At 62.6% G+C, this 14,623-nt stretch carries 18 protein-coding genes and 1 other annotated feature; of the genes, 7 read left to right on the top strand and 11 right to left on the bottom strand.

Going from position 1 to position 14,623, the window contains the following annotated elements; translation table 11 throughout:
- Window positions 1-176: 176 nt before the first annotated feature.
- Window positions 177-698: an Lcl C-terminal domain-containing protein gene (locus tag DFR48_RS01050; RefSeq protein WP_170141770.1), complete on the top strand. Its 522-nt coding sequence runs from the start codon at window positions 177-179 to the stop codon at window positions 696-698.
- Between the two features lie 327 nt (window positions 699-1,025).
- Here the strand turns inward: DFR48_RS01050 and DFR48_RS01045 are convergent, their stop codons facing one another.
- The gene (locus tag DFR48_RS01045; protein ID WP_114361305.1) at window positions 1,026-1,235 is read right to left on the bottom strand and encodes a hypothetical protein; all 210 of its coding nucleotides are present in this window, start codon (window positions 1,233-1,235) and stop codon (window positions 1,026-1,028) included.
- Between the two features lie 184 nt (window positions 1,236-1,419).
- On the opposite strand from DFR48_RS01045, the gene DFR48_RS01040 reads away from it, so the two are divergent.
- From DFR48_RS01040 to DFR48_RS01025, 4 genes are all read left to right on the top strand, one after another.
- On the top strand, window positions 1,420-2,406 hold the full coding sequence (locus DFR48_RS01040) for an alpha/beta hydrolase family protein (protein ID WP_114361304.1): 987 nt from the start codon (window positions 1,420-1,422) through the stop codon (window positions 2,404-2,406).
- A 239-nt stretch (window positions 2,407-2,645) separates the two neighbouring features.
- Window positions 2,646-2,969 (top strand): type II toxin-antitoxin system RelE/ParE family toxin, encoded by a 324-nt coding sequence (locus DFR48_RS01035; RefSeq protein WP_114361303.1) that lies wholly within the window; start codon window positions 2,646-2,648, stop codon window positions 2,967-2,969.
- Window positions 2,970-2,981: 12 nt separating this feature from the next.
- The gene (locus tag DFR48_RS01030; protein WP_114361302.1) at window positions 2,982-3,293 is read left to right on the top strand and encodes a helix-turn-helix domain-containing transcriptional regulator; all 312 of its coding nucleotides are present in this window, start codon (window positions 2,982-2,984) and stop codon (window positions 3,291-3,293) included.
- 45 nt (window positions 3,294-3,338) lie between these two features.
- Window positions 3,339-3,761 (top strand): GNAT family N-acetyltransferase, encoded by a 423-nt coding sequence (locus DFR48_RS01025; protein ID WP_114361301.1) that lies wholly within the window; start codon window positions 3,339-3,341, stop codon window positions 3,759-3,761.
- Between the two features lie 12 nt (window positions 3,762-3,773).
- On the opposite strand, the gene DFR48_RS01020 is transcribed toward DFR48_RS01025, so the two are convergent.
- Entirely contained in the window at window positions 3,774-4,274 is a 501-nt protein-coding gene (locus DFR48_RS01020; protein WP_114361300.1) for a GNAT family N-acetyltransferase, read from the bottom strand.
- A gap of 262 nt (window positions 4,275-4,536) precedes the next feature.
- Between DFR48_RS01020 and DFR48_RS01015 the strand changes: the two genes are divergently transcribed.
- Entirely contained in the window at window positions 4,537-5,562 is a 1,026-nt protein-coding gene (locus DFR48_RS01015) for a glutathione S-transferase family protein (protein ID WP_114361299.1), read from the top strand.
- Here the strand turns inward: DFR48_RS01015 and DFR48_RS01010 are convergent.
- A complete protein-coding gene (locus tag DFR48_RS01010; RefSeq protein ID WP_114361298.1) occupies window positions 5,528-6,019 on the bottom strand; it encodes an NUDIX domain-containing protein in 492 nt (163 codons plus the stop codon). The two genes, DFR48_RS01015 and DFR48_RS01010, sit on opposite strands and share 35 nt — an antisense overlap.
- A 40-nt stretch (window positions 6,020-6,059) precedes the next feature.
- Here DFR48_RS01010 and DFR48_RS01005 point away from each other — a divergent pair, with 40 nt between their 5' ends.
- Complete coding sequence (locus DFR48_RS01005) at window positions 6,060-6,968, top strand: metallophosphoesterase family protein (RefSeq protein WP_114361297.1); 909 nt, start codon at window positions 6,060-6,062, stop codon at window positions 6,966-6,968.
- A 10-nt stretch (window positions 6,969-6,978) separates the two neighbouring features.
- Here DFR48_RS01005 and DFR48_RS01000 read toward each other — a convergent pair whose 3' ends face one another.
- The 8 genes from DFR48_RS01000 to DFR48_RS00965 form a co-directional block, all read right to left on the bottom strand.
- Window positions 6,979-7,770, bottom strand: a complete 792-nt coding sequence (locus DFR48_RS01000) for an alpha/beta fold hydrolase (RefSeq protein ID WP_114361296.1) — start codon at window positions 7,768-7,770, stop codon at window positions 6,979-6,981.
- Window positions 7,771-7,773: 3 nt separating this feature from the next.
- Window positions 7,774-9,486 (bottom strand): 2-isopropylmalate synthase, encoded by a 1,713-nt coding sequence (leuA, locus tag DFR48_RS00995; protein ID WP_114361799.1) that lies wholly within the window; start codon window positions 9,484-9,486, stop codon window positions 7,774-7,776.
- A 335-nt stretch (window positions 9,487-9,821) separates the two neighbouring features.
- Complete coding sequence (brnA, locus tag DFR48_RS00990) at window positions 9,822-10,058, bottom strand: type II toxin-antitoxin system BrnA family antitoxin (protein WP_114361295.1); 237 nt, start codon at window positions 10,056-10,058, stop codon at window positions 9,822-9,824.
- Entirely contained in the window at window positions 10,036-10,308 is a 273-nt protein-coding gene (locus tag DFR48_RS00985; RefSeq protein ID WP_114361294.1) for a BrnT family toxin, read from the bottom strand. The genes brnA and DFR48_RS00985 overlap by 23 nt, the downstream gene beginning before the upstream one ends.
- A 39-nt stretch (window positions 10,309-10,347) precedes the next feature.
- Window positions 10,348-11,529, bottom strand: a complete 1,182-nt coding sequence (locus DFR48_RS00980) for a benzoate/H(+) symporter BenE family transporter (protein ID WP_114361293.1) — start codon at window positions 11,527-11,529, stop codon at window positions 10,348-10,350.
- A gap of 150 nt (window positions 11,530-11,679) precedes the next feature.
- Window positions 11,680-13,161: a SulP family inorganic anion transporter gene (locus DFR48_RS00975; RefSeq protein ID WP_114361292.1), complete on the bottom strand. Its 1,482-nt coding sequence runs from the start codon at window positions 13,159-13,161 to the stop codon at window positions 11,680-11,682.
- A gap of 68 nt (window positions 13,162-13,229) precedes the next feature.
- Window positions 13,230-13,285 (bottom strand) — a sequence feature (sul1 is cis-regulatory element that is thought to sense ions involved in sulfur or methionine metabolism; They are found in Alphaproteobacteria).
- 151 nt (window positions 13,286-13,436) lie between these two features.
- On the bottom strand, window positions 13,437-14,018 hold the full coding sequence (locus DFR48_RS00970) for an ATP-dependent Clp protease proteolytic subunit (protein ID WP_112690860.1): 582 nt from the start codon (window positions 14,016-14,018) through the stop codon (window positions 13,437-13,439).
- A 157-nt stretch (window positions 14,019-14,175) separates the two neighbouring features.
- Complete coding sequence (locus DFR48_RS00965) at window positions 14,176-14,607, bottom strand: Lrp/AsnC family transcriptional regulator (RefSeq protein ID WP_112690878.1); 432 nt, start codon at window positions 14,605-14,607, stop codon at window positions 14,176-14,178.
- Window positions 14,608-14,623 lie beyond the last annotated feature (16 nt).

The raw sequence follows: 14,623 nt of genomic DNA, 5'->3' as shown, positions 1-14,623 counted from the left end.
AGCAATCGCCTTATTCTTGTCATCTCCCTCTTTTTTCGAACAGAACAAAACTCAGGCGCAGAACCGAGTCAAATGCAGGGATTTTTGCGACGTGCATTGCATGTGGGATGAATTGTAAAACCGCCGCAATTGCTACGAAAATCCCGCATTATCAGAAGATAACAGATTGCGAACCAATGAAAATTGTCTTCAGTTTAATCCTAAGTGTCCTCCTGGCGATAATCCCGTATCAATTTGTTCTTGCAGATTGCAAGCCACCACCAGTGACCGGATTTGTGCTTAAAGGTTCGCTTGCGATCGATCCAAGAAATAAGCTGGTCTGGAACCGTTGTCCTCTTGGCATGACCTGGAGCAAAGAGGATCGGTGTACCGGCGAACCGAGCTACCTCAACCATAACGAGGCTATCAAGCAGGCCAAGGCATATGGGCAAGGATGGAGGCTTCCGTCTGGCCCAGAGATGGAAAAACTTTGGTTTCATTCTTGTGATGGGCAGACGATCGACACGAGGGTATTTCCGGGTGCCGCAATGTCTGATCAGGGTGAAGGAGCAGAATTCTGGACGACCAGCGAAGCCATTCCCAATATGTTCTACTACTTCGACTTCAGTGATGGAGTGGTCGACATGCACAGCCCAGGCTTTGCTTTGTCGGTTCTTGTCGTCAGGGATTTGTTCGAGGGCGAACGGTTCGAAAAGTAGGGCTCTGTTCACCGCTCGTATTCGGCAGAGACGGCGCAACCGTGATAGGGGCGGAACAAGATCCGAACGGTAAGCGGAGCAGGCGCAGGCATCCCGCGCTCGTGCGATTGCGCTCAAGGGATTTGCCGAAGCCTGCGGTAAAACTCTCTCGTCATGCAGGCCCGTCCATTTTGAGTGGACGAGCATCTGTGATCATGCTGCTTATTTTTCTGACAGTCCCTTCCCGGCTGGCTAGGACTAGTGGAATCTTGGTTATCTCATGGCAGCCAATTACATTCCCGTGTCCGCTTCGGACCTCCGCCCCCTCGACTCCTCCCCCGCTTCCCCCTACCCTCGCCCCATGTCCCTCGACCTCTCCCTGTCCGACACCGTCCCCGACGAAGCGCGCGACACAATCCGGGTACTCTCGACGATCAGGCCGCGTTCTGAAATTCCGACGGGAACGAAGACCATGATGCAGTCCTCGTGCGTCAGCTCTTCATAGGCGGTGGCGTCCTTGCGCCAGAGACGTCCTTCCGCCTTCGAGAAATCCATCATCCCGAGCTCTTTTCCTGTCCTTGAAAATGTCGGGAGGATGAGGAAGTCCCAGGTTTGAGCGGATTGATGGTACGGGGTGGGTGAGATGGTTATTGCAACTCTCGAGGGAGAATGAGATGGAGAGCGAAGGCCCGGAGCGAGAGTTCTCTCACCACCAGCACCCGGTGTTTTGGAGTTACGAGACATGCTGATCAAGAAGTTCGTTGTCTTTCTCGCTTCGTTCTGTTTTGCCGTCGGCGCGCACGCTGCCGGTCTGAAGGTCTTCGAGGTTCCCGCCGATGACGACGGCCCCGCCCTGAAAGCCGTGCAATGGTCACCATGCGCCCAACCCTCGCAGAGGATCGAACTTGGCCCCTTCGTACTGGACGCCGTTCGCGATTGCCCGCTTGCGGGCAATAAGCTGCCACTCATCGTCATATCGCACGGTTTCGGTGGAACCGGCTTGAGCCACCATGACACCGCAGAAGCCCTGGCGGACGCCGGCTTCATGGTCGTGGCACTCAATCATCCCGACGATAACGCCATCACGCTGGCGTCAAATCGCTCAAACACTCTGGCTGCACTCGTCAACCGGCCGCAGGACATAAAGCGACTGGTCGACTACATGCTCGCTTTCTCGGCCGACAGCACCGCGATCGATGCACGGCGCATTGGTTTCTACGGCTTTTCTCGGGGTGGCTATACAGGCCTTGTCCTTGGTGGGGCGAGCCCCGATTTCCGCGAATTGCGCCTGCCCTGTCAGGACCCGACTGGCATGACCTGCGAACGCGTAGCTCCTCAGTTGGCACCGGCCGGTCCCTGGGTTCACGATCCGCGCATCAAGGCATTTGTCATTGCGGACCCACTGAGCGATGTCTTTCCGGGCAAGGAGAATATACAGGCCGTGACGATGCCCATTCAGCTCTGGAGTTCCCAGAATGGCGGCGATGGCGTCTTACCCGCAGTAGTGGATGCGCTCGCCGCCAATCTCCCTGAGAAGCCGGACTTTCATGTCGTTCCCGATGCCGGGCACTTCGCCTTTCTGACGATGTGCCCGCCTGCCATGGCCAAGTCGGCACCAAAGATCTGCACGGACGGCCCCGGTTTCGACCGCGCCGCCTTCCACCAGTCCTTCAACGCTCAAGTGCTCACCTTCTTCCGTCAGCAGTTAGTGGAGGGGATATCGCCCTGACCGGCCTTTGCCGCGCTGCTTCTTTCAATTTCGGCGATGTGGTGGCGCGAGGGACGGTGGGATGGCTTATCCGTCGAGACTGGAATTCAAGCGAGTCACCACCCATAGTTGCGCGATGCTCGAGAAGATGGCATCGTGCATGACTAGTTCCCGGGTGTAGCTTTTCGACAATCGATTGCGACTGCCGCCGACCGGCAATAAATAGTCCACAAAATTCGTCTTTAAACGAACCTAATTTCATGTTAGAAATCCGGCACTACCTGACGCGCGACGGTCGAGATCTGCTTGCCGAGTGGCTTGCCAGCCTCCGCGATCCGCTTGCCAAGACGGCGATCATCAGGCGCCTGAACCGACTGGAACAAGGCAACTTTGGAGACTTCAAGGCTCTGCGAAGTGGTGTCTATGAATTGCGTGTCGATGTAGGTCCCGGATACCGTGTCTATTATGCAAGATCAGGGAAGACAGTGGTTCTGCTCTTGTGCGCTGGAAGCAAGCGAACGCAGGAAGCTGATATCGAGCGAGCCTGCTCTTGTTGGCAGGACTGGCTGAGCCGCCCGGATTGAGGAATGCGGAAAATGAAAGATCAGTCTCACGACGACGCCATGGCCGCACTTTTCCGTGACGACCCGGAACTCGCAGCAGCCACCCTCGATGCGATACTGGCCGACGGCGATCAGGGCGAGCTGCTGGTAACGCTGCGCCAGATGGCGAAGGCCTTCGGCGGCGTGCCGGCTGTCGCGAAGTCGGCGGACCTCAACCCGACCCAGCTCTATCGGACGCTCTCCGAAAAGGGCAATCCGGAGCTGCGGAGCCTCAGCGCCCTCCTTCGAAGCATGGGCCTCCGCCTTTCCGTCCAGCCGCTCGAAAAGCAGGGATCCAGCCCCTGAAGGTTCCCCCTCGACTCCTCCCCCGCTTCCCCCTACCCTCGCCCCATGTCCCTCGAGCTCACCCTCTCCGATACCGTCCCCGACGAAGCGCGCGACGCGATCCGTGATGCGATCCTCGCCCATAACGACAGGATGCTCGGGCCGACCGACCGGCGCGACCTGATGATCCCGATCCGTGACGGCGCGGGAAAGGTCGAGGGCGGGCTCATCGGCTATACCGGGCGCGGCTGGCTCTACGTGACGATGCTCTACATTCCGGAGCGCCTGCGCGGACAGGGCCTCGCGGGGCGGCTGCTGCAGATGGCCGAGGACGAGGCGAAGGCACGCGGCTGCACCGGCGCCTATATCGACACGATCAACCCGGATGCCCGCCGCGCCTATGCGCGGCAGGGCTACGAGGTCTTCGGTGCTTTGGAGAATTTCACCGGCGACTTTTCAATCACCTGGATGAGGAAGCAGCTCGCCTGAGGGAAAAGCCCCTCAAGGGCGCCAGGCGATCACGCCCTTGAGCCGCTCGTGGGCATCGGCGGCAAGCGGCACCGCGAGCACCCGGCCGGGGTCGACCGGTCCCGGAAATTCCAGCGCCTTCCACGCCACCTTCTCGAAGCCGAGCGGCATGTAATAGGGCGGGTCTCCGATGAGGATGACGGCTTCCGATCCGGCCCGCCGCGCCGCCTCGACGGCGATGCGGACGAGCTCGCGGCCGATCCCCATGTTCTTGTGGGCGGGGCGCACGGCGAGCGGCCCGAGCAGATGCCCCTTCACCGAGCCGGCGGTGACCGGCGTCATGCGCACCGAGGCGATCGTCTCGCCGTCGTCGGCGCAGATGAAGGAGAGGGTCCGGTCGTGCGGGCCCTGCTCGCGGATGCGCGCGGCGGCACGGGTGAACCGGCCGGGACCGAAGGCTTCTTCGTTGATGAGTTCGATGACGGCGTCGTGCGACGCATCCTCGGTGAGGTAGACAAGCTGGTGATTTTTCATGGGAAGACCAGGACCGGCAGACAGACAGGGAAAAATGGTTCACGGGACGCGCATGAGCACGTCGGGCAAAACATCAGCGTCGTCGCAGGGTCCGGGTTTCGGCCATCGGTTGTCTTTCCAGATGAGGTATCGACGCCGATAGCAGCATTTTTTTTTGCCGTCCATCGGAAAAACGCAGTGTTCAGCAATCGGCATCTCGCAATTGCCGGCCCATGGCATATTTTCCCCGGCAAGAGATAGCAAAGCAGGAAGGAAATTTGTCATGGGCATGCTCGTCGAGGGCGTCTGGCACGACGTATGGTACGACACCAAGGCGACCGCCGGGCATTTCCGGCGCAGCGAATCGGCCTTCCGCAACTGGGTGACGGCAGACGGCGCGCCTGGCCCGAGCGGTACGGGCGGTTTCGAGGCCGAGGCCGGGCGCTATCACCTCTACGTCTCCTATGCCTGTCCCTGGGCGCACCGGACCCTCATCTTCCGCAAGCTCAAGAAGCTCGAGGACCTGATCTCGGTCTCGGTCGTCGATCCGCTGATGCTGGAGAAGGGCTGGGAGTTCAAGGACCGCGACGGCGGCACCGTCGACCACCTGTTCGGCGCGAAAACGCTTGCGGACATCTACGTGAAGGCGGATCCGTCCTATACCGGCCGCGTCACCGTGCCCGTCCTCTGGGACAGGAAGCGGCAGACGATCGTCTCGAACGAGTCGGCCGAGATCATCCGCATGTTCAACCGCGCCTTCGACGGGCTGACCGGCTCGACCGACGACTTCTGTCCTGAGGAACTGCGCGCCGAGATCGACGTGATCAATGCGAAGATCTACGACACCGTCAACAACGGGGTCTACAAGGCGGGCTTCGCGACCACGCAGGAAGCCTATGAGAGCGCCGTGCTACCCCTCTTCGAGACGCTCGACTGGCTCGACGGCCGGCTTTCGACCCAGCGCTACCTCTTCGGCGACCGGCTGACGGAGGCCGACTGGCGGCTCTGCACCACGCTGGTGCGCTTCGATGCCGTCTATGTCGGGCATTTCAAGTGCAATATCCGCCGGATCGCCGACTACCCGAACCTCTCGGGTTACCTGCGCGATCTCTACCAGGTGCCGGGCGTCGCCGGGACGGTCAACATGGCGCACATCAAGGCGCACTATTACCGCAGCCACAAAACGATCAACCCGACCGGCGTCGTGCCCATCGGACCGGAGCTCGACCTCGACCGGCCGCACGGCCGCGACAGCCTCGCCGAAGCCGGTTCGCTCACCAGAGATCGTCGGGCGGAACCTCGCCGCTGAGCTCCCGCAGGCGTCGCTGCGTCGCCGGCGTCACCCCGCGCGGGAGGTCGTGGAGGGCAAAGAAGCCGCTCTCGACGATTTCCAGATCGGGCCTGCGCGGCGCCGTCTGCAGGACGTTTACCCGGTAGAACAGCACGTGGTCGCGGCGACTGACGCGGGTGTTGAAATAGACGTGGAAGAGCTGCGCCGGGCCGGTCATTTCGAGGTTGCCCTCTTCCCGCAGCTCCTTTGACAGCGCCTGCAGAACCGTTTCCCGTCGTTCGACGCCGCCGCCCGGCATGTGCCAGCCGGGCACATAGGAATGGCGCACGAGGAAGATGCGGCCTGCATCGTCATAGCAGGCGGCCCGCACGCCGAGCGTCATGCCGCGGGAAATCGCGAAATAGCCGTGCAGCATGCGTGTGACCAGCCGGGAAGCGGCGCTGCGTTTTTCTTCGATCGTCCTGTCCTCCCCCATCGGGCTTGCTCCGGGTCTGCTGCGCCATTATGAAGGCGCCATGTTCAAGCTCGCGCATATCTCCGACGTTCACCTCGGGCCGCTTCCCGCCCTGACCATCCGTGAACTCGCCTCGAAGCGCATTACCGGATATGTGAACTGGCACCGCAACCGGCGCAAGCATCTTTTTGCCAATGCACTTGATTTGATACTTGCCGACCTGCGCCGCCACGAGCCGGATCACCTAGCGATCACCGGCGATCTCGTCAATCTCGCCTCCGGCATCGAGATCCGCCGGGCCGCGGAATGGCTGAAGGAGGCAGGCGCGCCCCTCGACACCTCGGTGGTTCCCGGCAACCACGACGCCTATGTTCCCGGCGCGCACGACGAGTCCGTGCAGGCCTGGTACGACTACATGCGCGGCGACGACGACCCGCTGATCTGGCGCAAGGGCCACAAGCTCTTTCCCTATATCCGCCGCCGCGGCCCCATCGCACTGATCGGCTGTTCGACCTCGGTCGCGACGCCGCCCTTCTCCGCCACCGGCTATTTCGGCGAGCGCCAGGCGCGGGAGACGGCCGAGCTGCTGAAGGCGGCAGGCAAGGAAGGCCTCTTCCGGGTGGTGATGATCCACCATCCGCCGATCCGCGGCGCGACCTCCCCCTACAAGCGGATGATCGGCATACGCCGTTTCGCCGCGGCAATTTCGGTCGGCGGCGCCGAGCTCGTGCTGCACGGCCACACGCATCTCAACACGCTCTACTGGCTGGAAAGCCATGGCCGCAAGGTCCCGGTCGTCGGCATCGCCTCCGCCTCGCAGGGGCCGGGCAGCCACAAGCCGCCGGCCGGCTACAACCTCTTCTCCATCAGCGGCGAACCGAAAGCCTGGCGGCTGCAATGGGACCGCCACTGCATCGCCGGCGCGAGCGGCCAGATGAAGGTCGACCACCACCAGTTCCTGATCGAGTGATGCGCAGCATTCAGCCCGCGACCGCACCCACCGCGGCGGCGAGAACGCGCGCCACCTCCTGCGGACACTCTTCCGGCAGCATGTGCCCCGCCGAGGGCAAGAGCCGGATCGTTGCGGCGCCTTCGAGGGAGCGGGCCTGCCCGGGCGGCAGGATACGATCCTCGAGCCCCCAGAGAAGATATTTCGGCATCGGCAGGCTGCGGAGGTCCTCGACCGGCAAGGTGCCCTGACGCGGCTCGCCGGCCTCCGTCGTCTCCGAAAGGATCGCCTTCAGAACCGTGCCGAGTGCCTCGCGCACACCCGGCGCACGCCGCGCCGCAAGCATCGCCCGGACGGCTTCCCCGGATATCGCATGGTCCGGCGCGACCATGACCTCCATGGCGGCCTGCATCTCCGCCGCCGTGTCGGCAAAGGCGAATGCGGAAAGAACGGCACCGTTGATCTCCGGGCCGAAGCCGCCGGGGGCCACGAGCGTCAGGCTCGCCACCTTGTCCGGCGCCTTCAGGGCAAGGATCGCGGCGATAGCCCCGCCGAGGGAATGGCCCGCGACATGGAAGCGTTCGATCCCGCGCGCAGCGAGATCGGCGGCGACCGCCTTCGCCATCCGCCCGGCGCCGCCGAGACCGTCGGCACCAAGCGAATGGCCGTGGCCCGGCAGGTCATAGGCAAGAACGGGAACCGTCGGCGAAAGGTGCCGCAGCACCGCCGTCCAGATGCCGGAGCTGCCGCCGAAGCCGTGCAGCAGCACCAGCGGTGCCGCCGCAGTTCCGACCTCGCCCCGGACCGCCGCGTGAAGGCCCATCGCTCAGGCCTTCGCGCGCTCTTCCAGCACCCGGTTCGCCGCCGAGATGATCGCTTCGAGCGAAGCCGCGACGATGTTGGTGTTGATGCCCACGCCGAACAGCGTTCCGCCCGGATGGGAGACCTCGACATAGGCGATCGCCGAAGCATTCGAGCCGTGCTGCAGCGAATGCTCGGAATAGTCCTGCACCGACATCTCGAAACCGAGATAGGTGGAAAGCGCGTTGATGAAGCCGTCGATCGGGCCGGTTCCCCTGCCCTCGATACGCTTCACCTCGCCACCGTCGGTGATCTCGGCCGCGACGATGCGCATGCCCTTGTGCTCGGTGTCCGGATAGGTGTGGTGGTCGACGAATTTCAACCGCGCCTCGGGCTGCGTCACGTAGCGATCGAGGAAACGCTCATAAATGCGCTTCGACGGCAGCTCCACGCCTTCTTCGTCGGTGATCCGCTGGATGTCCTCGCGGAACTCCACCTGCAGGTTGCGCGGCAGGTTGATACCGTAGTCCTCCTGCAGGATGTAGGCGATGCCGCCCTTGCCGGACTGCGAGTTGATGCGGATGATCGCCTCGTAGGTGCGGCCGACGTCCTGCGGATCGATCGGCAGGTAGGGCACTTCCCAGATCGGAGAATTGGCCTTGCGGATCGCCTTCATGCCCTTGTTGATCGCGTCCTGGTGCGAACCGGAGAAGGCCGTGTAGACGAGTTCGCCGACGTAAGGATGGCGCTCGGGGATGACCATCTGGTTCGAATATTCGTAGACCGCCTTGATCCGCTCGATGTCGGAACAATCCAGTTTCGGATCAACTCCTTGGGTGAACATGTTGAGCGCCAGCGTGACGATGTCCACATTGCCGGTGCGTTCGCCATTGCCGAAGAGCGTACCTTCGACGCGGTCGGCGCCGGCCATCAGGCCGAGTTCGGTCGCCGCGATCCCGGTGCCGCGGTCGTTGTGCGGATGCAGCGAGACGATGACGTTCTCGCGGTTGTCGATGTTGCGGCACATCCATTCGATCATGTCGGCATAGATGTTCGGCGTCGACATTTCGACGGTGGACGGAAGGTTGAGGATCAGCTTGTTGTCGGGGGTCGGCTTGATGATGTCGATGACCGCGTTCGAGATTTCCAGCGCGACGTCCAGTTCCGTGCCTGTGAAGCTCTCCGGCGAATACTCGAAGCGATAGCCGCCGCCGGCCTTGGCCGCCATGTCGGTGATCATCTTGGCCGCGTCGACGGCGATCTGCTTGACGCCCGCGACATCCTTGCCGAACACGACGCGCCGCTGCAGCTCCGAGGTCGAGTTGTAGAAGTGGATGATCGGCTTGTGTGCACCTTCCAGTGCCTCGAAAGTACGGGTGATCAGCTCCGGCCGGCACTGGACCAGCACCTGCAGCGACACGTCCTCGGGCACATTGCCCTCCTCGACGCACCAGCGGGCGAAATCGAAATCCGTCTGCGAAGCCGAGGGGAAGCCGATCTCGATTTCCTTGAAGCCCATCTCGATGAGCAGCTGGAACATGCGGGCCTTGCGGTCGTGGCCCATCGGGTTGATCAGCGCCTGGTTGCCGTCGCGCAGGTCCACCGAGCACCAGATCGGCGCCTTGGTGATGGTCTTGCCCGGCCAGGTGCGGTCCGGAATGTCGATCTGCGGATAGGGCCGGTACTTCACCGCGGCTTCCGGCATGCCCTGCTTGGCGATGTGGGTCTTGATGTTCATCGTCGTTTCTTCCTCTTCCCGCATTCACCGCCGCTCTCGAAGGCCTGACAATCGCGGCCGGAGCGGACGGAAAATGCTTGGGTCCCGTCGGGACTGCATCAAACTGGTTTCATGAATTTTTCGAGGAGCTGAGCCGGACGGGCTTATCGGCCGCCGGGCGCTCCTCAGTGGACCCGGCAACCGCGGATAAGGCCAAGAAGAAGAAGCGAGTTTAGGGCGAGCATCGACGCGCCGGCCGGAATGCGGCCTGCGACGGGAGAAATCGAGATGCTGTTGCCCGTGTTCGTCATGATGCCGAGTGATAACGCGCGATGACCGATCGCGCAAGCGTGTTGTTATTCCGCAGCCGGTTTCGCTTCCAGCCGCTCGCGGACCCATTCCGAAATCAGTTGATCCCGCGTCATATTCAGGCGCGACGCCTCGGCATCGAGCTCTGCCATACGCTCCTTGGGCAATTCCAGTTCGATCAATTCATGCTCAAACTGGATACGCCGGACCTTCGAGAGATCGAAATGCTGCAGGACATCCTCTTCGCCGCCATCAAACAGCTTATCCAGATCCTTGGCTTTCATACAGATCAACCTCTTGTTCTCGAGACCGTCGCACGGAGATAATTCTGGTACGGCCTTCGCGATACACGACGATGGCGGACCAATGCTTGCCTGCGATCCGGCCAATCGCCATCATTCTCGGTTCATCGACATCACGAGCCGGAAACTCGATAGCATAAGGATCCAGCCACAGGGACTGGGCCTCGACGAAATCGATCCCGTGCTTCTGCTTGTTGGTGGCGCTCTTTGCGGGATCGAACTCGAAGTCCATGTCCCAATATAAGCCGCAAGCGCGTTCTTTGCGAGTCGGCTACCGCCTGCCCTTCGCCACCCGCATCAGCATCATCATCAGGCCGCCGGCGACGAGCCCCCAGAAGGCGCCCGAAATGCCGCCGAAGGAGACGCCGGAGGCGGTGATCAGGAAGGTGACGGCGGCGGCCTCCCGCGTCTCGACCTCCTTGAAGGCGGCGACCGCCGAACCGGAGAAAGCGGCGATCAGCGCAAGTCCCGCCACCGCCTGGATGAGGATCGGCGGCGCGAGCGAGACGAAGGCGGTGACGGCACCGGCGAGCAGTCCGAGCACGACATAGCCAAGGCCGCAGACGACCGCCGCCCAGTAGCGCTTCTTCGGGTCCGGGTGGGCGTCCTCGCCGGCGCACATGGCCGCCGTGATCGCCGCGAGGTTCACCGCATGGCCGCCGAAGGGCGCAGAGAGGAGCGAGAAGAGGCCCGTCGCCGCGAAGAGCGGCCCCGGCATCGGATTGTAATGGTTGACCTTCAGCACCGCGATGCCGGGAATATTCTGCGAGGCCATGGTGACGATGAAGAGCGGCAGCGCAATCGAGATCAGCGATGGTAGCGTGAACGCCGGCATGACGAGTTCCACGGGTGGCTTGAGCGACGCCGCCCAGCTTGCCATCGCCCCGTCCGGCAGGTCGACGCCGAAGGCGATGACCAGCGCGAAGGCCGCAAGCGCCGCGGGCACGGCATAGAGCCGCTTGAACGCCGCGACCACCGCCCAGGCAGCGAGGATCGGCAGGCCGAGACGCGGATCGAAGGCGATCGCCTTGAAGGGCGCGAAGCAGAGTCCGAGGATCACCCCGGAGAGCATGGCATTGGCAAGCGGTGCCGGGATTGCCGCAACCGCCCGACCGAGCGGCCGGAAGAGGCCGGCAACGACGATCAGCACGCCGCAGACGAGGAAGGCTCCGACCGCGACCGGAAAGCCGCCCTCCGGCACGCCGGCGGTCACAAGCAGTGCGGCACCCGGCGTCGACCAGGCGATCGACACCGGAAGCCGCGTGACGAGGCTCAGCACCACGCCGCAAAGCCCCATGGAGACAGAGAGCGCCATCAGCCCGGACGCGGCCTCGAGATCGGTCGCGCCGACCCCTTTGAGGCCCTGCAGCACGACGGCAAACGAGCTCGCGAAACCGACGAAAGCGGTCAAAAGCCCCATGAACAGGCTTTGCGCGGAAAGGTCTTTCAACATGGCGGGCTCGGAGATCAGGGGGCGTAAAGCTATCGAAGAACAAACCGCAGACAGTTTGACAAGCCAGAACACCCCGAAATCGGTACACCGTTCATTGTCGGCGAGCGCGCACGCAACTGCCGCGCACGCCTCCGACGATGCCGCTCCTGTTCAATGCGCGGCCACCTGCATCGCCGTGTCATCCTTGTCATGCAAGGCGAAGCGGTCGAGCATGTGAGAGCTCGCCTCGTTGGCACCGATCACCTCGACGTCGATGTTATGGCGACGGTATTTGAGGACGACCTTGTCGAGCGCCCCGACGGCGGTGATGTCCCAGAAATGCGCCTCGTGCACATCGATGACGACTTTGTCGAGCGGTTCGATGAAATCGAATGCCATGACGAATGTCTCGGCGGATGCGAAGAAGACTGCACCGTCGACGTGATAGGTGCGGACCTTGCCGTCAGCGCTCAGCGTCGAGCGGACATGAAAAAGATGCGCAACCTTGCTCGCGAAGAACACCCCGGAAAGCAGCACGCCCACGAGAACACCCTTGGCGAGGTCATGCGTACCGACGGTCACGACGACAGTCTCCAACATCACGACGGACGACTGCCAGGGGTTTCGCCGCAGGTCCAGGATCGAACGCCAGGAGAAGGTGCCGATCGAAACCATGATCATGACCGCGACCAGCGCCGCCATGGGAATAACACGGACGATGTCATCGAGCACGAGGATCAGAAACAGCAGGAAGGCGCCGGCGACGAACGTCGAGAGCCGGCCGCGACCTCCCGACGTCACGTTGATGACCGACTGGCCGATCATGGCACAACCGCCCATGCCCCCGATCAGACCCGAGGCGATGTTGGAGGCGCCCTGCCCGATGCACTCCCGGCTCTTCGAACTGGCGGTGTCCGTCATGTCGTCGACGATCTGCGCCGTCAACAGCGATTCCAGCAGCCCGACGGCAGCGAGCCCCACCGAATAGGGGAAGATGATCTTCAGCGTGTCCCAGGACAGCGGAACCTGCGGCAGGGCGAAGACCGGCAGTGCCGACGGCAGTTCGCCAAGGTCGCCCACGGTGCGCAGGTCCATGCCGGTAAACCACACGACCAGGGTCAGGGTAACGATGGCGACCAACGGCGACGGGATCGACTTGGTTACGTACGGGAAGAGATAGATGATCGCGAGCCCGGCGGCGACCATGACATAGGTCGTGTTTGCAACGCCGATCAACTCCGGCAGCTGCGCCATGAAGATCAGGATCGCCAGTGCATTGACGAAGCCCGTGATCACCGATCGCGAGACGAAGCGCATCACGCGGCCGAGCTTGAGGAAACCGGCGAGAATCTGGATCAGTCCCATCAGCAGCGTCGCGGCGAACAGGTATTCGATCCCGTGCTCCTTGACCAGCGTCACCATCAGTACGGCGGTGGCCGCCGTAGCAGCCGATATCATCGCAGGACGCCCCCCGACAAAGGCGGAAACGCAGGCGATCGCGAAGGACGCGAAGAGACCCACCTTCGGGTCGACGCCGGCTATGACCGAGAAGCCGATCGCTTCGGGGATGAGAGCCAGTGCCACGACGACACCGGACAGGATGTCGCCACGGACGTTGGAGAACCATTCACGTTTGTAACTCGTCAATTTCATGGATTTTCCGCAAAAGTAGTGCACCTGGCCGCTGGGATGTGCAGGCCATTCAAGGTTTGATGCTGATGCGTTGTCTGGCGGATCGGCGGCCAGAAGAGCCACCCGGATTTTCACCGGGTCCGGGGTGATTGATGCGGTTATAGGCAAGCGGCGCTTACCTGACAACCGTCAAAATGCTGCCATGCAGCATTCCCGGCGAACGTTCGCCCCAAACACAAAACCCCGCCGGATCGCTCCGACGGGGTGCTTCAATTCCGTGTTCCGGACCGTCCGGCTCAGATGTCCGACTGGCTCTCGATGATGCGGGAGACGAGGCCGTACTCCTTGGCCTCCTGCGCCGACAGCCAGTAGTCGCGGTCGGTGTCCTTGGCGATCTTTTCGACCGGCTGGCCGGTGGCGGCTGCGAAGATCTTGTTGAGCCGCTCGTTCATCTTGATGATCTCGCGAGCCTGGATCTCGATGTCGGAAGCCATGCCGCGGGTGCCGCCGGAGGGTTGGTGCAGCAGGAAGCGGGTGTTCGGCAGGCAGAGGCGCTGTTCCTTCGGAACAGAGACATAGATCAGCGCGCCGGCGGAGGCGACCCAGCCGGTGCCGATGATCCAGACCTTCGGCTTGATGAACTTGATCATGTCGTGGATCGAATCGCCCGATTCGACATGCCCGCCCGGCGAATTGACGAAGACACGGATGTCGTCGTCGCTGGCGGCGGCCAGTGCCACGAGCTGGGTGCAGACCTTCTGGGCGAGTTCCTGGGTGATCCCGCCATAGATGAAGATCGAACGCGACTTGAAGAGGTTCGCTTCCGTTTCCTTGCCGAGCGGCAGTTCCTTGCTCTTGTCGTCGTCGTCTTCATTCATCGGACATTCTCCACTTGGGGTTCACTCTCCCGCACATAGTGCGACTCAAGTCCTAAAACAATGCGGGAAAAAGGGGAAGCACCGAACCGGTGAACAGGCGGTTAGCGAAGGGAACCGAGAGCGACGCGGCGGTGGTGCCCTTGCCCGCGGCGGATGGCTACCGCGAGATCCGCGTCGACAGGATGATCGAGGAGAGCGTGCGCTCGACGCCGGCCAGTTCGCCGATCCGGTCGATCAGCCGGTCGAGCTCGGCAATCGAGGCGGCGGCGATGACGGCGATCAGGTCGAAAGGGCCGTTGACCGAATGGAGCGTCGTCACCTCGCGGATCGCCGCAAGTTCGGCGGTGACCGCCGAGAGCGACTTCGGGGCGATGGTGATCAGCACGTGCGCGCGCACGAGCCCACTCAGATAGGCGTCCGAGAGCTTCAGCCCGTAGCCGGCGATCACACCGTCGCGTTCCAGCCGCTCCAGCCGCGCCTGTACGGTCGTCCGCGACAGGCCGAGCCGCCGTGCCAGCGTCGCGACCGGCATGCGGGCATTCTCGCCGAGCAGCGCCAGCAATTCCTGGTCCTTGGCCGAAACTTGCATTTTGTCCATTCCCTTT

This window comes from Ciceribacter lividus (genome assembly GCF_003337715.1).
In the GTDB taxonomy this organism is placed as follows: Bacteria; Pseudomonadota; Alphaproteobacteria; order Rhizobiales; family Rhizobiaceae; genus Allorhizobium; species Allorhizobium lividum.
Note: the sequence above shows the minus strand (reverse complement) of the source record. Positions and strands in the feature narration are given on the sequence as shown.

Coding starts and splice junctions, on each gene's coding strand:
- DFR48_RS01040 (WP_114361304.1), top strand. CDS start 1,420: ATGCTGATCAAGAAGTTCGTTGTCTTTCTCGCTTCGTTCTGTTTTGCC.
- DFR48_RS01015 (WP_114361299.1), top strand. CDS start 4,537: ATGGGCATGCTCGTCGAGGGCGTCTGGCACGACGTATGGTACGACACC.
- DFR48_RS01045 (WP_114361305.1), bottom strand. CDS start 1,235: ATGATGGATTTCTCGAAGGCGGAAGGACGTCTCTGGCGCAAGGACGCC.
- DFR48_RS01010 (WP_114361298.1), bottom strand. CDS start 6,019: ATGGGGGAGGACAGGACGATCGAAGAAAAACGCAGCGCCGCTTCCCGG.
- DFR48_RS01025 (WP_114361301.1), top strand. CDS start 3,339: ATGTCCCTCGAGCTCACCCTCTCCGATACCGTCCCCGACGAAGCGCGC.
- DFR48_RS01000 (WP_114361296.1), bottom strand. CDS start 7,770: ATGGGCCTTCACGCGGCGGTCCGGGGCGAGGTCGGAACTGCGGCGGCA.
- brnA (WP_114361295.1), bottom strand. CDS start 10,058: ATGAAAGCCAAGGATCTGGATAAGCTGTTTGATGGCGGCGAAGAGGAT.
- DFR48_RS01005 (WP_114361297.1), top strand. CDS start 6,060: ATGTTCAAGCTCGCGCATATCTCCGACGTTCACCTCGGGCCGCTTCCC.
- DFR48_RS01035 (WP_114361303.1), top strand. CDS start 2,646: ATGTTAGAAATCCGGCACTACCTGACGCGCGACGGTCGAGATCTGCTT.
- DFR48_RS01050 (WP_170141770.1), top strand. CDS start 177: ATGAAAATTGTCTTCAGTTTAATCCTAAGTGTCCTCCTGGCGATAATC.
- leuA (WP_114361799.1), bottom strand. CDS start 9,486: ATGAACATCAAGACCCACATCGCCAAGCAGGGCATGCCGGAAGCCGCG.
- DFR48_RS00975 (WP_114361292.1), bottom strand. CDS start 13,161: ATGAAATTGACGAGTTACAAACGTGAATGGTTCTCCAACGTCCGTGGC.
- DFR48_RS00965 (WP_112690878.1), bottom strand. CDS start 14,607: ATGCAAGTTTCGGCCAAGGACCAGGAATTGCTGGCGCTGCTCGGCGAG.
- DFR48_RS01030 (WP_114361302.1), top strand. CDS start 2,982: ATGAAAGATCAGTCTCACGACGACGCCATGGCCGCACTTTTCCGTGAC.
- DFR48_RS01020 (WP_114361300.1), bottom strand. CDS start 4,274: ATGAAAAATCACCAGCTTGTCTACCTCACCGAGGATGCGTCGCACGAC.
- DFR48_RS00985 (WP_114361294.1), bottom strand. CDS start 10,308: ATGGACTTCGAGTTCGATCCCGCAAAGAGCGCCACCAACAAGCAGAAG.
- DFR48_RS00970 (WP_112690860.1), bottom strand. CDS start 14,018: ATGAATGAAGACGACGACGACAAGAGCAAGGAACTGCCGCTCGGCAAG.
- DFR48_RS00980 (WP_114361293.1), bottom strand. CDS start 11,529: ATGTTGAAAGACCTTTCCGCGCAAAGCCTGTTCATGGGGCTTTTGACC.